The sequence below is a fragment of the Paenibacillus sp. FSL H8-0079 genome, from assembly GCF_037991315.1.
Classification (GTDB): Bacteria; Bacillota; Bacilli; order Paenibacillales; family Paenibacillaceae; genus Paenibacillus.
Genome location: NZ_CP150300.1, coordinates 1,306,360 through 1,328,469, shown reverse-complemented (window position 1 = coordinate 1,328,469; position 22,110 = coordinate 1,306,360). Strand labels below are relative to the sequence as shown.

General features: G+C 48.3%; 15 protein-coding genes. 7 read left to right on the top strand and 8 right to left on the bottom strand.

Features of this window, described 5'->3' with window-relative positions:
• Positions 1-123: 123 nt before the first annotated feature.
• Positions 124-1,401 carry a methyl-accepting chemotaxis protein gene (locus MHI06_RS05770; RefSeq protein ID WP_062832946.1) on the bottom strand — a complete coding sequence of 426 codons (1,278 nt, stop codon included), beginning with the start codon at positions 1,399-1,401 and terminating at the stop codon, positions 124-126.
• Between the two features lie 325 nt (positions 1,402-1,726).
• Between MHI06_RS05770 and MHI06_RS05765 the strand changes: the two genes are divergently transcribed.
• The gene (locus MHI06_RS05765) at positions 1,727-3,160 is read left to right on the top strand and encodes an aspartate ammonia-lyase (RefSeq protein ID WP_340400788.1); all 1,434 of its coding nucleotides are present in this window, start codon (positions 1,727-1,729) and stop codon (positions 3,158-3,160) included.
• A 132-nt stretch (positions 3,161-3,292) separates the two neighbouring features.
• Here MHI06_RS05765 and rpoN read toward each other — a convergent pair whose 3' ends face one another.
• On the bottom strand, positions 3,293-4,597 hold the full coding sequence (gene rpoN / locus MHI06_RS05760) for an RNA polymerase factor sigma-54 (protein WP_340400787.1): 1,305 nt from the start codon (positions 4,595-4,597) through the stop codon (positions 3,293-3,295).
• A 122-nt stretch (positions 4,598-4,719) separates the two neighbouring features.
• Positions 4,720-6,267: an L-glutamate gamma-semialdehyde dehydrogenase gene (gene pruA, locus MHI06_RS05755; RefSeq protein WP_340400786.1), complete on the bottom strand. Its 1,548-nt coding sequence runs from the start codon at positions 6,265-6,267 to the stop codon at positions 4,720-4,722.
• A 284-nt stretch (positions 6,268-6,551) separates the two neighbouring features.
• Between pruA and MHI06_RS05750 the strand changes: the two genes are divergently transcribed.
• Positions 6,552-7,475 (top strand): proline dehydrogenase family protein, encoded by a 924-nt coding sequence (locus MHI06_RS05750; RefSeq protein ID WP_340400785.1) that lies wholly within the window; start codon positions 6,552-6,554, stop codon positions 7,473-7,475.
• Positions 7,476-7,701: 226 nt separating this feature from the next.
• Here the strand turns inward: MHI06_RS05750 and MHI06_RS05745 are convergent, their stop codons facing one another.
• Positions 7,702-8,490: a hypothetical protein gene (locus MHI06_RS05745; protein WP_340400784.1), complete on the bottom strand. Its 789-nt coding sequence runs from the start codon at positions 8,488-8,490 to the stop codon at positions 7,702-7,704.
• Between the two features lie 430 nt (positions 8,491-8,920).
• Here MHI06_RS05745 and MHI06_RS05740 point away from each other — a divergent pair, with 430 nt between their 5' ends.
• Positions 8,921-10,621 carry a sigma 54-interacting transcriptional regulator gene (locus tag MHI06_RS05740; protein WP_340400783.1) on the top strand — a complete coding sequence of 567 codons (1,701 nt, stop codon included), beginning with the start codon at positions 8,921-8,923 and terminating at the stop codon, positions 10,619-10,621.
• 50 nt (positions 10,622-10,671) lie between these two features.
• Here MHI06_RS05740 and MHI06_RS05735 read toward each other — a convergent pair whose 3' ends face one another.
• Positions 10,672-12,741, bottom strand: coding sequence for an ATP-binding protein (locus MHI06_RS05735; protein WP_340400782.1), 2,070 nt, complete (start codon positions 12,739-12,741; stop codon positions 10,672-10,674).
• Between the two features lie 791 nt (positions 12,742-13,532).
• Complete coding sequence (locus MHI06_RS05730; RefSeq protein WP_340400781.1) at positions 13,533-15,203, bottom strand: PucR family transcriptional regulator ligand-binding domain-containing protein; 1,671 nt, start codon at positions 15,201-15,203, stop codon at positions 13,533-13,535.
• A 189-nt stretch (positions 15,204-15,392) separates the two neighbouring features.
• On the opposite strand from MHI06_RS05730, the gene ald reads away from it, so the two are divergent.
• Positions 15,393-16,526 (top strand): alanine dehydrogenase, encoded by a 1,134-nt coding sequence (ald, locus tag MHI06_RS05725; RefSeq protein WP_340400780.1) that lies wholly within the window; start codon positions 15,393-15,395, stop codon positions 16,524-16,526.
• 167 nt (positions 16,527-16,693) lie between these two features.
• On the opposite strand, the gene MHI06_RS05720 is transcribed toward ald, so the two are convergent.
• The gene (locus tag MHI06_RS05720; RefSeq protein WP_340400779.1) at positions 16,694-17,611 is read right to left on the bottom strand and encodes a PD-(D/E)XK nuclease family protein; all 918 of its coding nucleotides are present in this window, start codon (positions 17,609-17,611) and stop codon (positions 16,694-16,696) included.
• Positions 17,612-17,972: 361 nt separating this feature from the next.
• Between MHI06_RS05720 and MHI06_RS05715 the strand changes: the two genes are divergently transcribed.
• On the top strand, positions 17,973-18,656 hold the full coding sequence (locus MHI06_RS05715; protein ID WP_076329467.1) for a serine/threonine protein kinase: 684 nt from the start codon (positions 17,973-17,975) through the stop codon (positions 18,654-18,656).
• A gap of 268 nt (positions 18,657-18,924) precedes the next feature.
• On the opposite strand, the gene MHI06_RS05710 is transcribed toward MHI06_RS05715, so the two are convergent.
• Positions 18,925-19,821, bottom strand: a complete 897-nt coding sequence (locus MHI06_RS05710) for an AraC family transcriptional regulator (RefSeq protein WP_340400778.1) — start codon at positions 19,819-19,821, stop codon at positions 18,925-18,927.
• A gap of 129 nt (positions 19,822-19,950) precedes the next feature.
• Between MHI06_RS05710 and MHI06_RS05705 the strand changes: the two genes are divergently transcribed.
• Positions 19,951-20,838, top strand: a complete 888-nt coding sequence (locus tag MHI06_RS05705; protein ID WP_340400777.1) for a sugar phosphate isomerase/epimerase — start codon at positions 19,951-19,953, stop codon at positions 20,836-20,838.
• Between the two features lie 129 nt (positions 20,839-20,967).
• Complete coding sequence (locus MHI06_RS05700) at positions 20,968-22,023, top strand: Gfo/Idh/MocA family oxidoreductase (protein WP_340400776.1); 1,056 nt, start codon at positions 20,968-20,970, stop codon at positions 22,021-22,023.
• Positions 22,024-22,110 lie beyond the last annotated feature (87 nt).

The following is a 22,110-nucleotide window of genomic DNA, read 5'->3' as shown; positions in this document are numbered from 1 at the left end:
ATCTTTCAAAAAAAAATCTTTACATATTTCTCTTTTCACGAAAGAACGTTCGGCTTTAACCAGAATAAGCAAATTCCCAAGGCAAAATTATTCTTAAAAAGCAAAAAAAATTCCGAACACAGCTTAAGGCTGCATCCGGAATGCTTTGGTTTTGTCCATTAATCGATCCGTTAATTGTCTCAGTTCTTCAGCCGAGGAGGAAATCTCCTCCATGATGGCTGTCTCTTCGTGTGCGGCATCCATGATTCGTCTCGCCTCATCCGAGAACGATCCGGCTTTCCCCTGGATCTTCTTCACATGACCGTGTGTTTGCTCCACGCGTCCTGTCTGTTCTGCAATTTTGGAACCGATATCATGTGCACCCTTCATAAATACTTCCACCGTACCTGTCAGTTCATGCAACGTCTGATCCACAGAGATCGTCCGTTCGGATTCATTAACCACCAGTCCATGCTGCTCATGAGACAGTTGTGCCGTCTCCCTGATCCGTTGCTGCACACGACTAATCAACTCATTAATACGATGCACCGATTCTTTACTCTCGTCTGCTAGCTTGCGGATCTGCTGCGCCACGACTGCAAAACCAGAACCTTCTTCGCCAGCTCGTGCAGCCTCAATGGAAGCATTCAGGGCAAGCAGTCCTGTTTCCTCAGCAATATTTTTGACAGACTGGGTAATTACCTCGATATCGGAGGCTTCCTTCTCCAGCAACAGCATAATGTCACGAGAACGATTGTGAGACTCGGCCAGCTCGTCCATTCCTTTCATCAGGGATGAGAAGGTCTGTTTCGTATGATCCACCGATCGTTCCATCTGACCAGACATCTCTGTCATGCCCATCGACTGGCTATGCATACGCTGGAAGTCGTTCAACATCTCATCCGCAGTAATCAGAGACTGATGAGAAGTAACTTTCTGTTCTTCTACTCCCACCGCAATATGATCCACCGCTTCCGACATCATCTCGATCTGCTCAGCAGCTTGCGTAATCGCTTCACTAAGCGACTGGGCGTTCTGTGATGTTGTACGTGTACTGTCTGCGATATCGTTTACAATACTTCTGAGATTAGAAACCATTACGCGAAAAGCATCATATAATACAGTAAGTTCATCCTGCGCACGTCGCTGTGGAATCTCGGTTGTCAAATCCCCGGATGAAACTTGTTGTGCCGCACGAGAAAGCTGAACAATTGGACGAGTTAGCCAGCGAGAGGCGAACCATCCGAGAATCCCGTTCCAACACACCCCCATAACAAGGATGATGGAGATATACAACCAGCTTGGCATGTTAAATGAGAGCCAGTCCTGGAGGAAAAATATAAAAAAGCCGCTAGTTCCGTACGTAATAATTGAGATCAGTACCAAACCCGCGACTGTCTTTGCGCCTAAAGTCCATTTCATGTTTACACCCCGTAGTCCTTTTTTCCTATTTTACCAATCATGTACTAAATATCATGTGACATACATCACTGAAACCGTTCTATCCACTCCCTGCTTATGGTTCATGCATGACTTCTCTACCATATAGTGCATAATGAATAAGACAAGCTTTTCAGCCCCCTTTAATGATGAACTACGTGTAAAATAAATCCTTAATTTAAATTATTATCGGCAAATTAGGCGAAATGATTTAGCTTGGCATCCATTTTGCTTAAATGATATACTGAGTGCGCTTCGGCAATGCCGGAGCTGACCTATTTATTGGATGCCACTGGAGGCGAACGAAATGTCTACTATGTCCACAAGGACGGAGAAAGATTTTATCGGTGAAAAAGAAATACCTGCTTATGCCTATTACGGCATTCAGACGGTGCGGGCCGTAGAGAACTTCCCGATTACCGGCGTTCCGGTACACCGGGAGTTGATCACAGCTCTGGCCGCGGTGAAAAAGGCTGCGGCAGTTACGAATATGGAGCTGAAAATGCTACCAAGCAAAATTGGCGATGTCATCGTCATGGCGGCTGAAGAAATGATGAAAGGCCATCATCTGGATCATTTTATTGTGGACTCCATTCAGGGCGGTGCAGGCACCTCCATGAATATGAATATGAACGAAATTCTCGCCAATCGCGGACTCGAACTGTTATTGCAAAGTAAGGGAGATTACTTCCACTGCAATCCTAATAATCATGTGAATATGTCCCAATCCACCAATGACGTGGTGCCTACAGCATTGCGTATTGCGGCGTATCGACTATCCGAAACGTTACTCGCTACCATGAAAAGACTACAGGATGCGTTCCGTAAAAAAGAAGAGGAATTCAACGATGTGGTTAAAGTAGGCCGTACACATCTTCAGGATGCCGTGCCTATTCGCCTTGGACAAGAATTCGGAGCTTATGCCCGCGTAATCGGACGGGATATCGAGCGTCTTGAATTCGCCAATCGCCGCCTGCTTACTATTAATATGGGTGCAACTGCGGTAGGTACAGGCCTCAATGCGAAACCCGAATATATCGTCAAGGTTACGGAGCACCTGTCTGATGTTACCGGACTACCACTACAGACAGCAGAAGATCTCGTGGATGCGACGCAGAACACGGATGCCTATCTGGAACTTTCAGCAGCGCTCAAGGTATGTGCAGTCAGCCTGTCCAAAATCTGTAATGATATTCGCATGATGGCTTCAGGTCCGCGTGCAGGATTCAATGAATTGCGTCTGCCACCGCGTCAGCCCGGTTCGTCCATTATGCCGGGCAAAGTCAACCCTGTTATGGCCGAAGTCATTAACCAAGTATCTTTCCAGGTGATGGGTAACGACCATACGATCTGTATGGCGTGTGAAGCTGGCCAATTCGAGCTGAATGTTATGGGCCCGGTTATTGCATTCAATTTGCTGCAATCTCTGAAAATTATGAATAACGGTATTGATGTCTTCACGCGTTATGCGGTGGAAGAGATGGAAGCCAACCGTGAGCGCTGCGAATTAATCATGAAGCAAAGTTTCAGTGTGGTTACGGCGTTGAACCCGCACTTAGGTTATAATGTGGCAGCTTCCATCGTGAAGGAAGCTCTCAAGACTGGACTTACCTTGCAGGAGATCATTCTGGAACGCGGACTGCTGACACCGGAAGAACTGGAAGAGATTCTTCATCCGGAGCAGATGACCACGCCAGGTATTGCCGGAGAACACTTTCTACGTAATATGGAACGCATGTAGGGAATCAGGAAATCTAATGCAGGAATGCAGAAGATCAAACACGAATAACATCACAAAGAGCCCCCACAAACCATTGATCCGGTTTGCAGGGGTTCTTTTGTATTCAGCGATCAAACTACGCTTGCTACTCCGTTAAGCCCACCGTTTACGCTCAAGGGAAGGCAAAATTTGAAGCTCCTCCCGGTACTTGGTGACCGTTCTGCGAGAGATGATAATCCCGTCCTCAGCGAGTAGTGTCGCCAACTGACTGTCCGAGTGCGGCCGATGGGTCTGTTCCATGCGAATGAGTTCTTTTAATCTCCGTTTCACTGCTGAGGCGGATGTTTTATCCCCGGACGTTGTACCAATTCCCGAGGCAAAAAAAGTTCTGAGTTCATATACACCATGCGGGGTGTCTATATATTTACCGTTCACGGCACGACTTACCGTTGATTCGTGCATGCCAATCTTCTCTGCAATAATAGCGAGATTAAGCGGTTTTAACGCGGATGGTCCTTTAATCAAAAAGTGCTTCTGCTCTTCCATCACGGCCGCCAGCACACGCATTAACGTTCTGCGCCGCTGGTGTACACTACGAATGATAGCCCTCGCTTCTGCCGCGCGAGTAGACCAAATTTCGTCTGGTGCCTCATCCCTGATCCAACGGAAACATGCTTCATTCATGGATACACGAGGGTTACCTGCCGCATGCAGACTGAAATGAGCCTCCCCATTACGCAATCCAACAATAGCATCGGGAATAATGTAATGCGGTCGTTCCGTACATCCGATGGATCGACAGGGCTTGGGATCCAGACGTGTAATATAGTCATAGGCAGTCTGAGCTTCCCGTGAGGTCATACCTAATCGGCTCCCTGTTCGACCTGGGTGAAAAGGAACCAGTGCTTCCAATCCCGCTTCCACCATCCGCTCCGCATGCAGCGCAGCAGATGGATCACGTCTGATCTGGAGCAACAAACATTCCTGCAAATTCCGCGCTCCTACACCGGCGGGGTCCAGCGACTGGAGAAGCTCCAGTCCTGCTGCAACCTCGCTCATCGGTAGCTCAAGTGCTGCTTGCACCTCTGCCAGTTCAACCGTCAGATATCCATCATCATTAACGCATCCTGCCAAATATACTGCTATAATTTCCAATTCATCTTGAAGTGTCATCACTCGAATTTGTGCAATCAGCAATTGTTCCAATGTAGGTTCGGCACCTTTGGCCTGAAGCAGCGGATCATAGGAAGCATATCTGCGCTGATCCATTCGCCGCGGAATCCGGGCGAGAGGCTCAGCTTGTTCTTCCAGTTCAAGCACCGGATTTTCCTCTGCCGCATCCTGCAAATAACGGGTCAGATCCTGACCAGACATGGTTAGCAAATGAAAGGATTGTTTCATCTCCGGCGTGATGGACAGCCGAATACGTTGTTCCTGTACCAACTGAACACCTAACATCCGTATCCCTCCTTATGCGTTGCTGGGTAATAAGCATATCCGAACAAAAGCATTTGCAGGGATAATAGCATACTATTCAAGCTATTGTAAGCACTCTTTTAGTCGGATCATGGATAATTGGTTTAGTATTTCTCCGATACGAGCTTCGCTTGTGTAAACAGCAGCAGATAATCTCTTCCACCTGCCTTGGAATCCGTACCCGACATGTTGAATCCACCAAATGGATGCGTGCCCACCAGTGCTCCGGTACATTTTCGATTGAAGTACAGATTACCCGCGAAGTACTCGCCTCTTGCCTGTTCCAGATGTTTACGATTACGCGAGATCACCGCGCCAGTCAGGCCATAGTCCGTATTATTGGCGATATCCAGTGCGTCCTGGAAGGATTCTGCTTTGATAAACGCAAGCACAGGTCCAAAAATCTCGTCTTGCGCAATCCGGGCTTTCGGGTCCACATCCGCAATAATGGTTGGTTCAATGAAATACCCTTCAACGTTCCCTGTACCGCCACCATGCACAAGACGTCCCTCACTCTTGCCAATTTCAATATATTCCGTAATCTTCGCATATGCCTTATCATCGATAACCGGCCCAACCTGACTGCCCACTTCAAGTGGACTGCCCATCGTTAGTTTCTGTGTCCGTTCAATCACTTTTTGCAATACTTCATCATATACATCCTTATGAATAATGGCACGGGAACACGCCGAACATTTCTGTCCTGAGAAACCAAATGCCGAAGCGGTAATGGACTCTGCCGCCAGTTCCAGATCACTGTCACTGTCTACAACGATAGAATCCTTGCCACCCATCTCTGCAATGACCCGCTTGATCCACTTCTGACCTGGAGCGGTACGGGCTGCACGTTCATTAATTCGCAGTCCTACATCTCTGGAACCGGTGAAGCTAATAAAACGGGTAAGCGCATGATCCACGAGATAATCGCCAACTTCACTGCCTGGTCCTGGTAAAAAGTTCACGACGCCATCCGGCACGCCAACTTCTGCGAGCAGTTCCATGAATTTTGCCGCAATTACCGGAGTTGTGCTGGCAGGCTTCAAGACTACTGTGTTGCCAGATACCAATGCAGCCGAAGTCATGCCTGCCATAATCGCCAGCGGGAAGTTCCAAGGTGGAATGACCACACCAACGCCCAGCGGAATATAACTCAGTTCATTATCTTCCCCTGCAATCCGCACGAGAGGCTGCGGTTCACTCAGTCGCTGCATATCCCGTGCATAGAATTCCATAAAATCAATGGCTTCCGCTGTATCCGCATCGGCTTCAGGCCAAGTCTTGCCAGCTTCATAGACCATCCATGCGGAGAACTCATGCTTGCGACGGCGCATAATGGCCGCTGCTTTGTACAGGTAACGGGCCCGTTCATTCGGGTCGGTATGTTTCCAGGTGTGGAATGTCTCCGTTGCTGTCTGAATGGCTTTCTCGGCCAATTCCTGATCTGCCTGATGAATCGTTCCGACAACCTGATTCTTGGCTGCGGGGTTCACGGAAGTTAACGTGCGGCTACTTGTTATTTTTTGACCACCAATAATAACAGGGTATTCCCGCCCAAGTTCAGCTTCTACCTGACGAAGTGCGTCTTCGAATGCTTCCTGGTTCGCCGGGACCGCAAAGGGTGTAAATGGTTCGTTAACAAAAGGGATATTCATGAATGATTCCTCCTTCAGGATGTGGGTTCGCTGGCTGCTCGCCTGAATTGCTTTGTGTATGATACTCATCACCAAATATATGTAGCAAAATCCGTGCCAACTCCGGTTGGAATTGAAATATTTTTCTCGTTACATTCAACTACAGAAAATTCACACGGGCCACTCCGATGACAGAATAACCTTCCGATGCAGCTTTCTTTCAAATAAAAATAGTAAACCATCGCCACATCTGGCACATATCTTGCTTGAATTAAGGATACAGAAGGAATAAGGAGGAAACGAAGATGAGCGTGGGAACGGAAATATATCGTAAAACGTTGTTGACCGTGGCAGGCAACAAAGCTGTGGAGAACCTGTCCATCAAATACGGCAAAAGGCTGGCAGGCAAGTTCATTGCAGGCAATACCTTGGAGGAAGCTCTCGAAGAGATCCGCATACTCAACAACAAGGGCATCATGGCTACGCTTGATCATCTGGGCGAGGGCATCACCCGCCTCAGCGAAGCGGCATTATACAGGGATGAGTACGTACGACTGGTAGAAGGCATTGCACGTGAGAAGGCAGACTCCAACGTATCGCTGAAGCCAACCCAAATGGGCCTCGCACTCGACCCAGAAGAGGGCTATCGAAATATCCGTACCGTTGCCGCACAAGCCAAGCTGCATGATTTGTTCGTCCGAATAGACATGGAGGATAGCCCATTTACTCAAGCGACGCTGGACATTGTGCGTAGACTGCACTCGGAAGGACTGCATAATACAGGCACAGTATTGCAGGCTTATCTGCATCGCACCGAGAAAGATACGCGGGATATGATTCGGGAAGGCATCCGGCTTCGTCTGGTCAAAGGAGCTTACAAAGAGCCAGGATCTGTGGCCTATCAGAATGCTTCTGAAGTCATTCATCAATTCAAAACGATGATTCGCAATCATCTCGATCAGGGGGTATACACAGCGGTTGCCTCGCATGACGATCACATCATCAGCTGGACCAAACAATACGCCAAAGACCGCGGAATATCACCGGATGCGTTTGAATTTCAGATGTTATATGGTCTGCGCATGAGCGAACAGGAACGTCTCGCCAAAGAAGGTTATCGGATTCGCTGTTACGTGCCTTATGGCACCATGTGGTATCCGTACTACACCCGCCGTTTGGCCGAAAAACCGGCTAATCTCTGGATGGTTGTTAAGAATATGTTCCGATAATTATCTCAGCTAAATCAATATATAAATGAACAAAGGCAAAATAAAAACCATGCTGCCTCTATCTTGCAAGGCACATGGTTTTTCTCGACGAACACCATACCAGAGCATCCAATTTTTCTTTGCTCCGGTTCATCTCATAATGTCTAAAAAATTAGCAACCCCAATTTTAAATGTCTATTTTTCTAGACACATCCATTTATTAATCAAAAATACAAGCTCGAAAAGTTTAACTGCTCAGTTGTTGAATTAGGATAGAGGCATTGGCATTAATCTGTGTTCCGCCTGCCAGGGTCTGCAGATCAACTGCTGATGCACTGGAATGATTCCGTAATGTCAGTACATCATTTGATGCAGCAGTGATAATGACCATTCCTGGATTGGGTTGGGTACCCGCACCAGTACCATAGACACTACCACCCACAGGAGCTCCGTTTTGATAAAGGGTGAATTGGTTTGCCTGTACACCTGCAACGATAAAAAATACTGCGTAGTCACCAGCATTGCCAATTATAATCTCAGCGGTATTAGGTGTATGAGTAATATTCGTAAGATTTTGGTTACTGTCAAAGGTTATGTCCGCTTCGGTAGCAACAGTCTGAGCTGAAGTATTAAAAATATAAGCATATGAGGATAAACCTTTTCCCGTTGTACTCTGTGTCTCTCCCAACAACTCCTGAGACACCAATCGGTGAGCTGCGACTAACTCGTCTTCAGTACCTTTGCCCCATACGGATATTTGGGCTTCCTCAGCAGCCGTGTCTGAGGTTGAAAATACAAACTCGAAAGCGTCAAAATTCCCATCATAATCTTTGGTTATAACCTGATTAGGTGATACATTGAGCAGTTCTTCTACATATAGTGTTCTGACTCCATTAAGGTAATAGCCCCGAAGAAGCACCGTGAACATTTCTGTCTCATTCCGGTTATCGATTTTGATCGTAACGGATTGAGTCGGCCGGATACCGGTTATACCTGAAATACTATTCTCAATGGGCCCAGTTGATAGAATAGCCATTTCATCACCCTCCTTTGATTGAATTCGTTCAGTCCTTCTTATAGTATTATTCAGAAGATTCTTAATGGTGTGGACAAACTGAGTGGGCAGTACATAGAATCACTTAACCTTTTAAAATAACCTTTCATTCCGAATCAAATGTTATATTTAATGACTCATACCTCACTCATATTCCCACTTGATTAATGTTTTCTAATAACTAAGCCCAAATAATAAAAATGAAAGCGTATTATAAATACATATCACAAACTCAACTACTATTTTCGAATGCATTATGTATGCTTCATGTCAAAAAATCTATACACACTTCATTTTGAAAGCTATAATATGGATAACTATCTTCACTCAAATATTTCCATTTACTCAAATCACAAGAATTCCTTGTAACAGGTAAAGTTCTGAACGTTATACCCCAACTGAGGTGATACCAATGAAACATCTACTTCCAGATTTAATGTCTTTATTGCGTACGGATGTGGCCACTCTGGATACAGGTCTCCCCACGCCTACCATACCGTCTTCAACATCACTGGCAGATACTATCTCCTTATTCGACACATCTTCTTATCTGTTCATTCAGGATGATGGACCCATATTGGGATATATCGCCGTATCCGATGTTTTGCATGCCATGATGCATGCGCATCGGCTAATAGAGGCCTATTTTGAGACCACATTGGAAACAGCAGGTTCAGCACTGACCTTAATCAATGAAGAAGCCAAGGTGGCCTACTGGACATCTGGTGCGGAGCATGTATTTTCAATTAGCAAAAATGACATCATCGGACAGCCTGCCGCAGACTTTTTTCCGCCTGATCGCCTCCAGTCCCTCAAGACGTTATATACCGGCGAAACCGTCTATCGCAAACAGCATCAGCCGAGACCAGATCTGTTCGCTCTGATTAACGCCCGCCCGGTTCAGCTGGATGGACGCATTGTGGGCGCAGTAGCTGCGGAAGTAGATATCACAACCGAAATCCGATTGCATCAGGAACTATTACATATGACATCCAAAGTCCAACATCTGGAGAAAGCCGTCGCCAGACTGCGTCCTGACACTGATCCATTTGCTCGTATCAAAGGTAGCAGCCCGGTCATTCGCCAGTGTCTGGATACCATCCGCAAAATCAGCACCACCTCAGCAACCGTACTCATCCTCGGAGAGAGTGGCACAGGCAAGGAGTTATTCGCCAAAGCCATTCATGATCTTCGTGAATTACAAACTGCACCATTTATCGCCATTAACTGCGGAGCAATCCCCGCTTCCTTGTTCGAAAGTGAGTTATTCGGCTATGAGAAGGGCGCCTTCTCCGGCGCTGATCCCAAAGGCAAAAAGGGCAAGATCGAGCTTGCCGAAGGGGGTACTCTTTTTCTGGATGAGATCGGTGAGATGCCATTGGAACTACAAGTGAAGCTGCTTCGGGTATTGCAGGAGAAAAGTTACTTTCCTGTGGGGGGAACGCGTATGAAACAAGCCGACTGCCGAATTATCGCAGCAACCAACCAGAACCTGCTCAGCATGATTGCCCGTAATCAATTCCGGGAAGATCTGTATTATCGACTTAACGTCATTAACCTTGTTATCCCTCCCCTGCGCATGCGCAAGGAAGATATATATGAATTAACCCAGACGTTCCTGCAAGAGTTCTCATTGCTCTACAACCGTCATATTGAGTTGGTTCCACCTGAGGTGTTCAAGTTGCTGTTCCAGTATGATTGGCCAGGTAATGTTCGTGAATTAAGAAATGTAATAGAACGTCTGACCATTCTGACCACAGATGGTGAGGTCAAGCCGGAATACCTGCCCGATACGCTTCTCTCCCTGATTGCGCAAGAACAGTCCGAAGTGCAGCTGACATCGGGAATTCACCCACATACCAACAGTGAACATGAGCAACGTCAGCATATGGCGGGAACGGAACAAAAACCTCGAACCGCTGCGAATGTGGTAAATTCTGATGATTCCATTCTCGTCTCCAATGATACCTATCAACAAAAATTGGAAACCTATGAAGCGCAACTTTTAATTCAATATCTGGAGGCAGCAGGTGGCAACAAACGAACACTCGCGAAGCAACTCGGCATCTCCAGGGCAACGCTCTACAATCGCATGAAGAGGCTTGGTCTATGACCAGCCTCTTCTTGTCGTTATAATCGGTATATGAATGAATGGATAGAACCCTACAAGATCCGTGCCAAGCGAGTCAGCGCTATTCTGAGATGGCGATAGAATGTGGCCCGACTCATGGAACATGTCTGGGCTGCGGCAGTTGGATTGCCAGCATGCGTCCAGTAGGCCGCATATAACAGCATCTGATCTTGTGGAGATAGACCCTGCACTCTGCCTTCCAACAGATCCATGACATACAGCTGTAACTGGATGCCATCCTTTGCTCCTTTAACCCTGCCAGCATATTCATGCAATTCCCCTGGAGAACGAAGGTGCCCCAGCATCTTGCGAACCTCCTGTTCCGACCAAGATGTTCGCTCCCGCCCCGTTGTTCCTGGCTGTATCCAATCATCTCGCCATGCCGGATCAAGCAGGGACATAACCCACGCTCCGAATTGCCCACTACGCAAATCCAAATCAAGCACATCAGCAGGGTCCTCATATCTGTCACAAGCACGGGTTTGGGTTCTCCGCATCTGAAAGCCAATACTCTGCAGGAACAACTTCAGATGAGGATTGGTCGCAATCAGCATTACTCTCGCACCATCACCCAACAGAGACAGTCGGTCCAGTGCCATATACCCCACCAGTTCTTCTCGTGTGTAACCAGGCACGTCATCTCTTGCCGCAGCCAACCAAGCAAAGTGCGTATCACTCTGATCGGGATCATTCCCAAGTTCCTGCGGCGTAAAGCATTCATGCATCTCATTCGGAAAATATTTCAGGAGCAACTCACTACTATCCTTATGTACAAGTACGGTAACGAACATGGCGATTGGCTCTCCAAGCTTGTCATGCATCAATACGATCCCTTCGGGATGACGGTGCGCCAGTTCATCCAGGAAGGGGCCGTAGGACACAGCCTGCCATGGTTCCACGCTATACTCGCACCATTGATGTAACAATCTGTGCAAAGCAGGCAGCTCCTCTTTTCTCATCGTTTCAAGAGGCGAGAACAAGGAATCACGGGACACATCCGCGTACTTGCGATATTGCAGCATCGATTCCTGACAGAGCAGTAGCATCTTCCGGGCGATCTGGCGACGCTCATGGAGCCCTGCCTGCTCATGCAGTGGTTTCAGCAACTTGGCGATTTTGATACGCATCGTCTGCAACCGATGTGGCTCACGTTGGCGAAAATCCCGTAGCAGATGCACCCTGGCCATATCATGCATAGCAAGACCATCCGGGCCGGAACGAATAAAAGACATCTGTCTCAGCATGTGAAACTCTTCTTGCGTCACAGTCATATCCAATACAGCGGATAACAATTCCTGATTCGCTGTCTCAACCAGTGTTAATACCTCCACCATAGGATGCAGACGGGGAATGGTAAGTTCCAATAGTAATCGGGCACTGATCATATGCGACAGCTCGGCCCATTCGGCGTGAGGAAGATTGCGTCTCTGATCCGCCGCTTCCACAGCAAGGGCCAGACCCAGCGGATGCCCATCAGTCATTCTCGTAATAGTGCCTGCCACGCCCTGATTCAGGGAGCCTGCCACCGTGATATACTCCGTAATCTCATCGACGGTAAAATGTTGAAGCCGCATCGGTACAAACCGACGATGCAATCGGGGATGTGTCCGCCAGGTGGATGCCATTTCCGGACGTGATGCAAGAACAACAAGTATGCCTCTTAACGGAAGTTTGGATATGAAGACTTCCATGAACCAACTTTCCAGCAGTGCGAGTTCTTCATAATTATCTACTGCCAGGACCAATCGTTTATCGACCGAAGTATCTTTCAGCAAACTCAGCGGTCGCGGGTAATCTTCACGATCCATTGTTTCCAACCCCAAAGTCGAGGACAAATAATCCATAAAAACGGAAGGGGTCGCACCGCATGATCGGCCGTCCATCCATATTGCCGTTGCACCTTGATCCCGAGATATGGATAACATTTCTGAAAGCAAGGAAGATTTACCGATGCCTCCCATACCCGTAATTGAAAATATGGTTAATGGGGCTTCCGGATGTTCGAACCACTGCTCGAGTGTCGTCAGTTCCTTGGCTCGACCAACGAAACGTTTCCCATCCTTAGCATATTTGTCGTATTGTGCCTCACTACTGTTTCCCATATATGTCCTCCGTACTAGGTACTGGTACTTTTAATATATTTTTTGAATCAACTTCATAACTCAGTAAACTATCCATTTAGTAACTAAATATAGACAAATTGAATCGTTTTGATCTATATCTACCTTTGATTGAAGCAGCTGAAGGTATTATGAAATTGATTCTATTTTCTCACAAAATTGAGACTATATTGAGACGCGCAGATGCATGTGAAGTGATAGAATCTTGTTAAAAGCCAATTTATTGGAAATATTCAAATACAGCGGACTTGAAAACGTATAACAAGGTATACATATGTGTTTCCGCGCTACTTCTTATCATAATGGATCATTCCGCCGATCAAGCTACACTCAACATGCACATGAGCATTTACTGATCTCGAATTCATGCTTCCCTTTCAAAGCCTACTACCAGCCCGATATTCCAGGAAAGGCGGATTTGTGTGAGAATAAACCTCGATATCTGTAATCTGAGCGGACAACTCGGAATCAATCCCAAACGACTTAATGAATGGCTGCTCCAAAGCGGTATTTCAATGGCAGCCCATGAGGCAGAACCGGAAGGACGCTCCGACCGGTCAACACCCCCATATCGGCTGGCTGCTCCTTCTTCTTTATCACTGGCACCATCCTCCGGTCAAACGAAACTATATCGGGGACGCCGCTCCACTCCTATCCTGCAACACCTTCCCGCCTCGTTACAACATACTCGGCGGATCAGCAAAAACTGCTAGACTGTGCACGAGTTAGTACAAGCTTAATGCACAGTCTTTCTTACATCTCATATCACCCCATCAAGAGGATTGCCACTGTCCATTCTCAATCATCGCATGCGCGAGTAGCGCCATCTCCAGACAGATTCTTCTCTCCTGACTCATGTAATCAGGTCCCATCAGCTCTTCCAGTTTCTCCAGTCTGTTATACAGCGTTTGCCGATGAACAAACAACTGGGCAGCAGCATCCCGTTTGGAACCAAAATTCTGCAGATAGGCATCCAGCGTCTCTACCAATCGCAGGTGATTGGTCTGGTCATGTTCAATCAGTACACCCAGATGATCTTGGACAAAGGGCTGCAGGAAGGCTTGGGGCAAGGCTTTTAACATTTGATATATACCCATACGTTCGTAAAAGTGGACATGTTCCATCTGCTCTACCGATCTCGAAACTTCAATCACCTGATAGGCCTCCTGAAGGCTCTCAGGCAAGCTGGTCAAACGGCTGCGTAACTTGCCAAATCCCGCATGGATGGTGACTTGTTTCAAGTTACGGCTGGCAAACCGGTTCACATCCAGCGTGATTCCTTCCAGCAAGCGCAGCAGTTGATGACGCGTATTAGCAGTTACTGCTTCCTTCGCACAACACAGATACACCTGATTATTCTTCAGCATAATCAGGCTGGGCAGATTGTTCTTCTTGAGCAAGGAACGAAGCAGGACAAGAATATCCTGATGATTCGCTTCCATTCGCTCCCGGCCTGTACCCTTCAACCGATGCTCAATCTCGATAACCCCTCCCGCAAACCAGTACTGTCCCTTCACCAGCAAACGAAGTCCCATTCGGGTCTGGGCTTGTTCCTCCTGATGGATGTTGCCATTCATCAGATCCTGGATCAGCTCGTTCTGATTGCGGACCATTTTCTCTTCAAGGAACTGGGAACGAAGCGTGAGCGCTGCCGCCGCTTTTGCCGTATAGTCGAGTAACAACTTGAGATACTCTACTGGAGCGGACGGATGCACGATCATGCCCACAGCAGAGAATACCTGTCCGAAACAGACGACCGGTTGGCACAGTAGAACCTTCTCTTCGTCCATGTGAAACCATAATTCGGTATCCGAATCATTCAGATCCAGTTGCTCTACCTCCTGTTCATACCAGGTATAGATGGCCTGTTCCATCTCTGGAGCCAGTTCGGGCACATAACTGCCCGGCTCCATGGACGAGATGTACACCACTGGTTTTGCAGCGTACTCATGCAGCAGGTTCAGCACAGCAGACATATCCGTACTCTGCAATGTTCGCTGCTGAAGCTGACGGGAGTAAGCCTCCAGACTTTTCAGCAGCTGGTGCTGATGATTAATGAGCAGAGAGTGAATATCCTGTGTGATCTCCACAAAACGAACCGGTTGTTCAAATACGATCAGCGGGAACTGGTGTCTGTCCGCCAGTTCAATCAGTTCTTCCGGGATTCCATATATGCTAGTGCCAAACTCCACACACAGCCCTGCTGCCTCACTGCCAATCAGCTGAAGCAGATACTCTTCGCGCCCTTCTTCCGATTGAAGCCACAGTCCGGTGGATAAAATAAGATCATGGGGGCTTACGAATGGAGATACATTCGTAATCTCCAATACATGAACCCAGCCCACCTGACGGTTCACTCCATCCTTCCCTGCCGCTAGTCTTGCTCGGCCAAATACCGGACGTGCAAGGATATCTTTGATCGTAAACACGCGGTCATTTTGCAATGGCGATCCCTCTTCGTGTTATTTTTTCTTACATTATAATCCATGGACAAATGTCCTGAACAGTCTTTTTCGACAATATGTTGAGTTGGTTCCCTAAAAATTAGACATCGGGTAAGGTGCAAAACGATTATGCAAGTCATAAACTTGTAGTATAAGCTAACAACCAATAAATGGACGAGGTGCATGGTGATGAGAATCGGAATTCCCAAAGAAATCAAAAACAATGAGAATCGTGTAGCAATGACTCCGGCCGGGGCTGCTGATTTCATCAGAGCCGGTCACCAGGTACTGATTGAACAAGGCGCGGGGATTGGCAGTGGATTCACGGATCATGAATATCAAACTGCGGGCGCCGAGATTCGGATGGATGCCAAGTCCGTGTGGACCGAAGCCGATATGATCATCAAGGTGAAAGAACCGCTTGCCAGTGAATATGGATATTTTCGTCCGGGACTGATTCTGTTCACATACCTGCACCTCGCAGCGGAACCGGAGCTTGCCAAAGCCCTTATTAAAAGTCGGGTAACGGCTATTGCGTATGAGACGTTGGAGGTCAACAGTGCCCTACCCCTGCTCACCCCTATGAGTGAAGTTGCAGGCCGCATGGCCTCCCAGATCGGAGCACAGCTACTGGAGAAAACAGAAGGTGGCAAGGGCATTCTGTTGTCAGGTGTACCCGGCGTCAGTCGGGGGAAAGTAATCATTATTGGTGGCGGAACGGTGGGAACAAATGCAGCCAAAATTGCTATTGGTCTTGGCGCCGATGTGACCATCCTTGACCTGAATCTGAATCGTCTGCGCCAGTTGGATGATATCTTCGGCAATCAGATCCACACGCTGGTATCCAGCCCGTCCAACATTGCAACAGCTGTTGCGGCGGCAGATCTGTTGATCTGTGCGGTGCTGATTCCGGGCGCCAAGGCGCCAACACTTGTCAGCGAGCAAGTGGTTAAGACGATGGCACCGGGTTCGGTCATAGTGGATGTCGCGATTGATCAGGGCGGGATCGTTGAGACCATTGATCATATCACAACCCACGATGAACCGACCTATGTGAAACATGGCGTCGTGCACTACGCGGTGGCGAACATGCCAGGCGCCGTGCCGCGTACGTCCACGGTGGCGCTGACCAACGCCACCATGCCTTATGCGCTGCAGCTGGCGAACCACGGTGCAGCCGCCGCGATTCGCGGCAGTTCGTCCATTCGCAGCGCGGTCAACGTGCTGAATGGACATATCACGTATGAGGCGGTTGCCCGGGATCTCGGGCATGACTATGTTCCTGCAGGACAGGCGCTGGAGAATACCGCCGCTGTCCAGTGATCTTGATAGGATCGTTCCACCTCGGCGCCTTGTCGCCAGGCCTGTGGGACGCAATAGAAGCGCGAGTCGGGCAGATGATGTCCCCGGCTTGCGCTTCTTGATTTTTTTCACATATGAAATAGCTCTTTGGTATAAGGCCTTACGTATGTTCTTCTGGTTTTGGCGCTCTAGACCGCCCGTTCGCTACATACTTCGCGGAAGTTGCAATCCTGACAGGACCGGTGCGATGGCATCGCCGTGAAATAGTTGACGTCCTTGGGACGGTTGTAATACTCATCCTCCACGCAGGATCGCATCTCCTCGATGTAACGACCCACGTTCTCCTCCACCTTCCGAATATCCTCTTCCGTGGCCGTGAACTCTCGATGCTTCCCGGTTAACAGGTACTCCACTCGCAGCTCAATCTGCTCCAAGGGAACCCGGTAGTGCTCTCTCACATAGGATGCGTACAGCATTAGCTGATCCGAGAAGTCATCTTCCTTGCCCGTCTTCCAGTCCACAATGACAATATTGCCGTTACTGCGTCGATACAATAAATCCATCTTCACATACACGCGCGTATCATGCAGCATCATGGTATCCCATTTCTCAATCTCCAGAATGTCCGTACTTGCCCGGGACAAGTCCTCCCACGTAAGCGTCTGGTACAGGTTACTAACACAGGCCGAAGCCCGCTCCTTAATCGTGGCGATCCGGTCATTCAACGTATCATCCCCGTAATAAATCTCGGACAACATCGTGCGGTTCTTGGGGTTCAGCCGCCATTGATCCGCGTCCATCGATTCCACATACGCCTGATTCAGCAGCTTGCGTATCGTCTGTTCCAAAAAGTGTTCACGCGGTTTATCTTTGCCCTCTTCCCTGCTGCGTACCGCCGACTCACACATCCGATGCGCAAGGTCCCCGAAGACAAGGTACAGATTGCTAAGCTGTTTCAGACGGTACAGACGAACCTGCATCTCATCAGCAGAGTCTGTCTTCCAGCCGTTATGGGCACCGTAATAATGATAATAATATTTGCGCAGGCACTCATCGAACATACTCGCCCGCGACTGCGAATAAGACCACTGCGGGTATTGTGCCATAAGATATTCTGCCTTTCTGTATGCCGGATCTGCATGAGATCCCTTAATGCTCACAGTATAAAGCCCGGGCAACATTGCCGCAAGCGCGCTTCCGTTATTTTCTTCTGACGCAACCGTTTCCGATTCGATCCGTATCGTTTATATAGTAACATCACCAAAAGATGAAATTGCGGAGCAGAACGCATAATATACTCCATAGAGGGCAGCGAGTCCAAGATGCTAGTAAGGGTCTTACGGGTCCAGCGCGGGCCCTGCGCTAACGAATCTCACACACAAACGTGAGATAAGACGTTCTCGGTTCGTTAGAAAATGTTTATAAGTTAAAAATTGTACAGGCATATCCTAAAAGGAGGCACCACCCATGAATCGACCGGATTGGTTCCAGGCGGAAGAAGCATTACAACAGATCCAAGTCATCGGAAGCGACCGGAATGAGCTCGTGAACATCATCGGCGATGTAGAAGGATTGAATTGCATTGGCACAGGTACGGATGCGGCTGTATTTACGTATGACGGCTTGCCGCAGTATGCCTTCAAGATGTACTCGGATCATGCCTTGGACAAACTCGAAAATGAAAAGCAAGTATACGAGCAACTCAAAGGCCTGCCATACTTCCCTACCTATTACGGCAGTGGCCGGAATGTTCTAGTGATTAGTTTTGAACCCGGAGATACCCTGCTGGAATGTTTGGAAAAAGGAATCCCCGTCCCCGAGCAGGTGATGCTCGATGTGGACGCAGCGCGAGAAGCCGTTCGCAGCCGGGGGCTGAACCCTCGCGACATTCATCTGAAAAATGTAATTCTTCAGGATGGACGGGGCAAAGTGATCGACGTATCTGAGTATATTCAGGACGGCAATGACAATCGCTGGGAGCATCTGGTCTGGGCCTATCACAACATCTATCCGCGGATCAAAGGAACGCCCATATCTCCACGCATGCTGCAAACGATCAAATGGGGATACAATCAGTTCGATCATGCCAACGTCAAAATGGACGACCTCGCCAAGAAAGCCAATCGTCTGTTCTCCAGATTTATGAAATGAGCACGTTGTACACATAGATGATTGTCTTACTATTATTGAATCAAAACCACCCGGATGAACGCCTTGAATTGGCCTTTATCCGGGTTATTCTTCGTAGATGTGAGTATGAGTATTGTTACGGTAATCACTGCTGTGTGCTCTACTTCTACTTCTACTTTTGCTTTTGCTTTTGCTTTTGCTTTTGCTCACAATTGCGACTGCGAGTTACTTAGAGTCACAACCTTCGTTATAGACATTTTATTCGAGACTACTGCTAAACTGCTCGCGCTCAACCCTCTTTTCTCCCCCGCCCCTGCGAGGGGGTCATGCCCTTGTACTGTTTGTATAACTTCGTAAAATAGTTGGCATTGTCGCAGCCGACTCTGGCGGCGATCTCTGTAATGGTCAGACTACTGTTTTGCAATAGTTGTTCTGCCTCACCCATCCTGCACCCGTTCACGTATTCCACGAAGGTACGTCCGGTCAGCTTTTTGAACATTTTGCAGAAGTGATACGCATTTAATCCCACATGGCTTGCCGCTTCCGTAACAGACATCTTACCTGTGGGGTCCGCTTCAATCTGTGCAATCAACTGTTTAAAACGTTCGCGGTTTGGAAAATACGATCCGACCGATTTATCCGGTAGCTGCTGCGGCATAAAGGTACGCGCAAGCAGGGTGAACAAAGCATGCAGTTTGGACTTCACCACGAGCTGATAAGCCGGGGGCTGTAACGCCATTTCCTCCACAGCCTCATTCAGCAAAGAATAATAGCTTGCGCAGGCTGCATTTTCCTCTGCCGGTTTGACCGGAAACCTCACCCTGCCTTCCAGATACGGCGCGACATATTGCTCATGTACGGGATCATGAGTGAAATCATGAAACAATGCACGGTTAACCACAACGGAATCATAATCCACATCCCCATCATCCAGAGCATACCCGACATGCAACGTACCTCCCGGAATGATGATGACCTCACCAGCTTGCACCACATAAGGTTTGCTATCGATATGAAACAGTGCACTACCTTTACGCATGACAATCAGTTCATAATGTTCATGCCAATGCAAATATAGAATACATTCTTCCTTTTTCATATCCTGACACCGATTTCGGAACAGCTGAAATGGGTGTGATTTATGATCAATTCGGGTGTTTTCGTGAAGCGCTTTCAGATCTAGCACGACTTCTCCCCCCTCTGAACAAGATCCGACTAATATTACACAAGATTGTGTAGAGCCATCCTGTTAATGCACGGCTATAATGAGTGTGTCACGAAGTACTATAAGCCAATATTGGAGTGAAATACAACCATGGATAAATCATTACGCATCGGTACCCTTGTAGGCGGGCAAGACGCCGTCCGTGTTATTCCGCAGATCATGCAACACGGCTTTGAATCATTTAACCTGACCTTCTGGCAAACAACTGGCGACCTGGACTTGGCAGAGACAGCCAAACGTGTCCGTGAAATCGTGGACGAACAAGGTATTGTCATTTCCGCGGTGAGTGTATTTGGTAATCCGCTCACAGGAGCCGGAGACAACGCCGATACACTGGCAAGCTGGGAGCGGGTTATCGATAATGCACAGCTCTTCGGTGCAGATATCGTCTCTGGATTCACCGGACGTCTGACCGATCAACCCATTAACGAGTCTATCCCCCGGTTCAAGGAAGTATTTGGTGAATTGGCACGCCGGGCAGCAGACCGGGGTGTACGCATTGCTTTTGAAAACTGTGATATGGGTGGAACCTGGCAGACGGGCGACTGGAACATTGCCCATAACCCGACGGCCTGGGAGATGATGTTCGACGCTGTTCCAGATGGCAATGTCGGACTGGAATGGGAGCCTTGCCATCAAATGTCCAGCCTGATCGATCCTATTCCACAACTGCGCAAATGGGCTCACAAAGTATTCCACGTACATGGCAAAGATGCCACGATTGCCTGGGATATCGTCAAGGAATATGGTGTGCATGGCCCACGTGAATTTGTCTGGCACCGCACCCCGGGCTTCGGGGATAGCAACTGGGCAGACATCATTACCATCCTGCGTCAGAACGGTTATCAAGGCACGATTGATATCGAAGGCTGGCATGATCCCGTCTACAAAGACGAACTCGAAATGACCGGACAGGTACATGCATTGCGATATTTGAAACAATGCCGCGGCGGCGATTTTGTGCCAAATCCGGTATAGGAAACCAACCTCAACTTAAACTTAACTTACTACTGGCCTGAGGTTGGATAACACCCTTATTTATCTATTCCTCATTTCTCGAAAACAATGCGAGCTGTATAACACAATCCATGCAAAGGAGATGAGAACATGACTCATCCTTATCGGGTAATTATTGCTGGCTGCGGTGCTATGGCAAACACGTGGGCGGACTATGCCTTGCAAAGACCGGATACAGAAATCGTCGGGCTGGTCGATCTATATGAACAGACAGCCCTTGCTTTTGCTACAAGACATGGCCTCACCTGCCCCACGTTCACCGATATCCGTGAGGCCATTCAAGCGACTGGTGCGAATATCGTATTCGATGTCACCATCCCGGCGAGCCATTACGGCATTGCCATGACAGCGCTGAAGGAAGGATGTCATGTATTTGGCGAAAAACCACTGGCGGAATCCTTCTCCGATTGCACAGATATTGTGCAAACTGCTCGCAGCACAGGACACATTCAAGCCGTCATGCAGAATCGCCGTTTCGATCCGCGGATCCGCGCCTACCAGCACCTCATTTCCGGCGGAGCTATAGGGCAGGTAGGTTACGCAGGGGCCGACTTTTTCCTCGGGCCACACTTTGGCGGTTTCCGGGATCTGATGGATAGTCCACTGCTGCTCGATATGGCGATACATACGTTTGATCAGGCACGGTATATTCTCGGAGCCAACCCGGTATCGGTATATTGCCATGAGTTCAACCCTCCAGGTTCCTGGTATCAGGGCAATGCGATGGCGTTATGTATATTTGAGATGTCTGACGGGTCCGTGTTCAACTATCGCGGGTCCTGGTGCGCAGAGGGTGTACCCACATCATGGGAAGCAAGCTGGCGCGTAACGGGTGAAAAAGGAACCGCCATCTGGGATGGTCACGATGACATCTATGCTGAAGTAGTTACTGCGCAAAGCCTGGATGCTGACGGCAAACCATCCTTTTTCCAGCCAAGTGAGCGGATTGAAGCGGAACTGCCTGTCATGGACAAAACAGGTCATCACGGCTGTCTCGAAGACATGTTCGCTGCACTGGAATCCGGACGACTGCCAGAAACCGATTGCAGCGATAACCAGTTTAGCATGGCTATGGTCCTCGCTTCCCTGGAAAGCGCCCGCATAGGCCAGAAAGTGTTCATCGCCGATCTGCTGAAAAACACATAGCAAAGCGCCTGTGTTTTTCAATTAAACAAAGCCCAACTGCAATGTTCAGCAGTTTGGGCTTTCTTGTTTTTTTTACCTACTCTCCTA

Excerpts from the sequence above, each read along its gene's own strand:
- MHI06_RS05770 (WP_062832946.1), bottom strand. The coding sequence starts at position 1,401 with ATGAAATGGACTTTAGGCGCAAAGACAGTCGCGGGTTTGGTACTGATC.
- MHI06_RS05765 (WP_340400788.1), top strand. The coding sequence starts at position 1,727 with ATGTCTACTATGTCCACAAGGACGGAGAAAGATTTTATCGGTGAAAAA.
- rpoN (WP_340400787.1), bottom strand. The coding sequence starts at position 4,597 with ATGTTAGGTGTTCAGTTGGTACAGGAACAACGTATTCGGCTGTCCATC.
- pruA (WP_340400786.1), bottom strand. The coding sequence starts at position 6,267 with ATGAATATCCCTTTTGTTAACGAACCATTTACACCCTTTGCGGTCCCG.
- MHI06_RS05750 (WP_340400785.1), top strand. The coding sequence starts at position 6,552 with ATGAGCGTGGGAACGGAAATATATCGTAAAACGTTGTTGACCGTGGCA.
- MHI06_RS05745 (WP_340400784.1), bottom strand. The coding sequence starts at position 8,490 with ATGGCTATTCTATCAACTGGGCCCATTGAGAATAGTATTTCAGGTATA.
- MHI06_RS05740 (WP_340400783.1), top strand. The coding sequence starts at position 8,921 with ATGAAACATCTACTTCCAGATTTAATGTCTTTATTGCGTACGGATGTG.
- MHI06_RS05735 (WP_340400782.1), bottom strand. The coding sequence starts at position 12,741 with ATGGGAAACAGTAGTGAGGCACAATACGACAAATATGCTAAGGATGGG.
- ald (WP_340400780.1), top strand. The coding sequence starts at position 15,393 with ATGAGAATCGGAATTCCCAAAGAAATCAAAAACAATGAGAATCGTGTA.
- MHI06_RS05720 (WP_340400779.1), bottom strand. The coding sequence starts at position 17,611 with ATGGCACAATACCCGCAGTGGTCTTATTCGCAGTCGCGGGCGAGTATG.
- MHI06_RS05715 (WP_076329467.1), top strand. The coding sequence starts at position 17,973 with ATGAATCGACCGGATTGGTTCCAGGCGGAAGAAGCATTACAACAGATC.
- MHI06_RS05705 (WP_340400777.1), top strand. The coding sequence starts at position 19,951 with ATGGATAAATCATTACGCATCGGTACCCTTGTAGGCGGGCAAGACGCC.
- MHI06_RS05700 (WP_340400776.1), top strand. The coding sequence starts at position 20,968 with ATGACTCATCCTTATCGGGTAATTATTGCTGGCTGCGGTGCTATGGCA.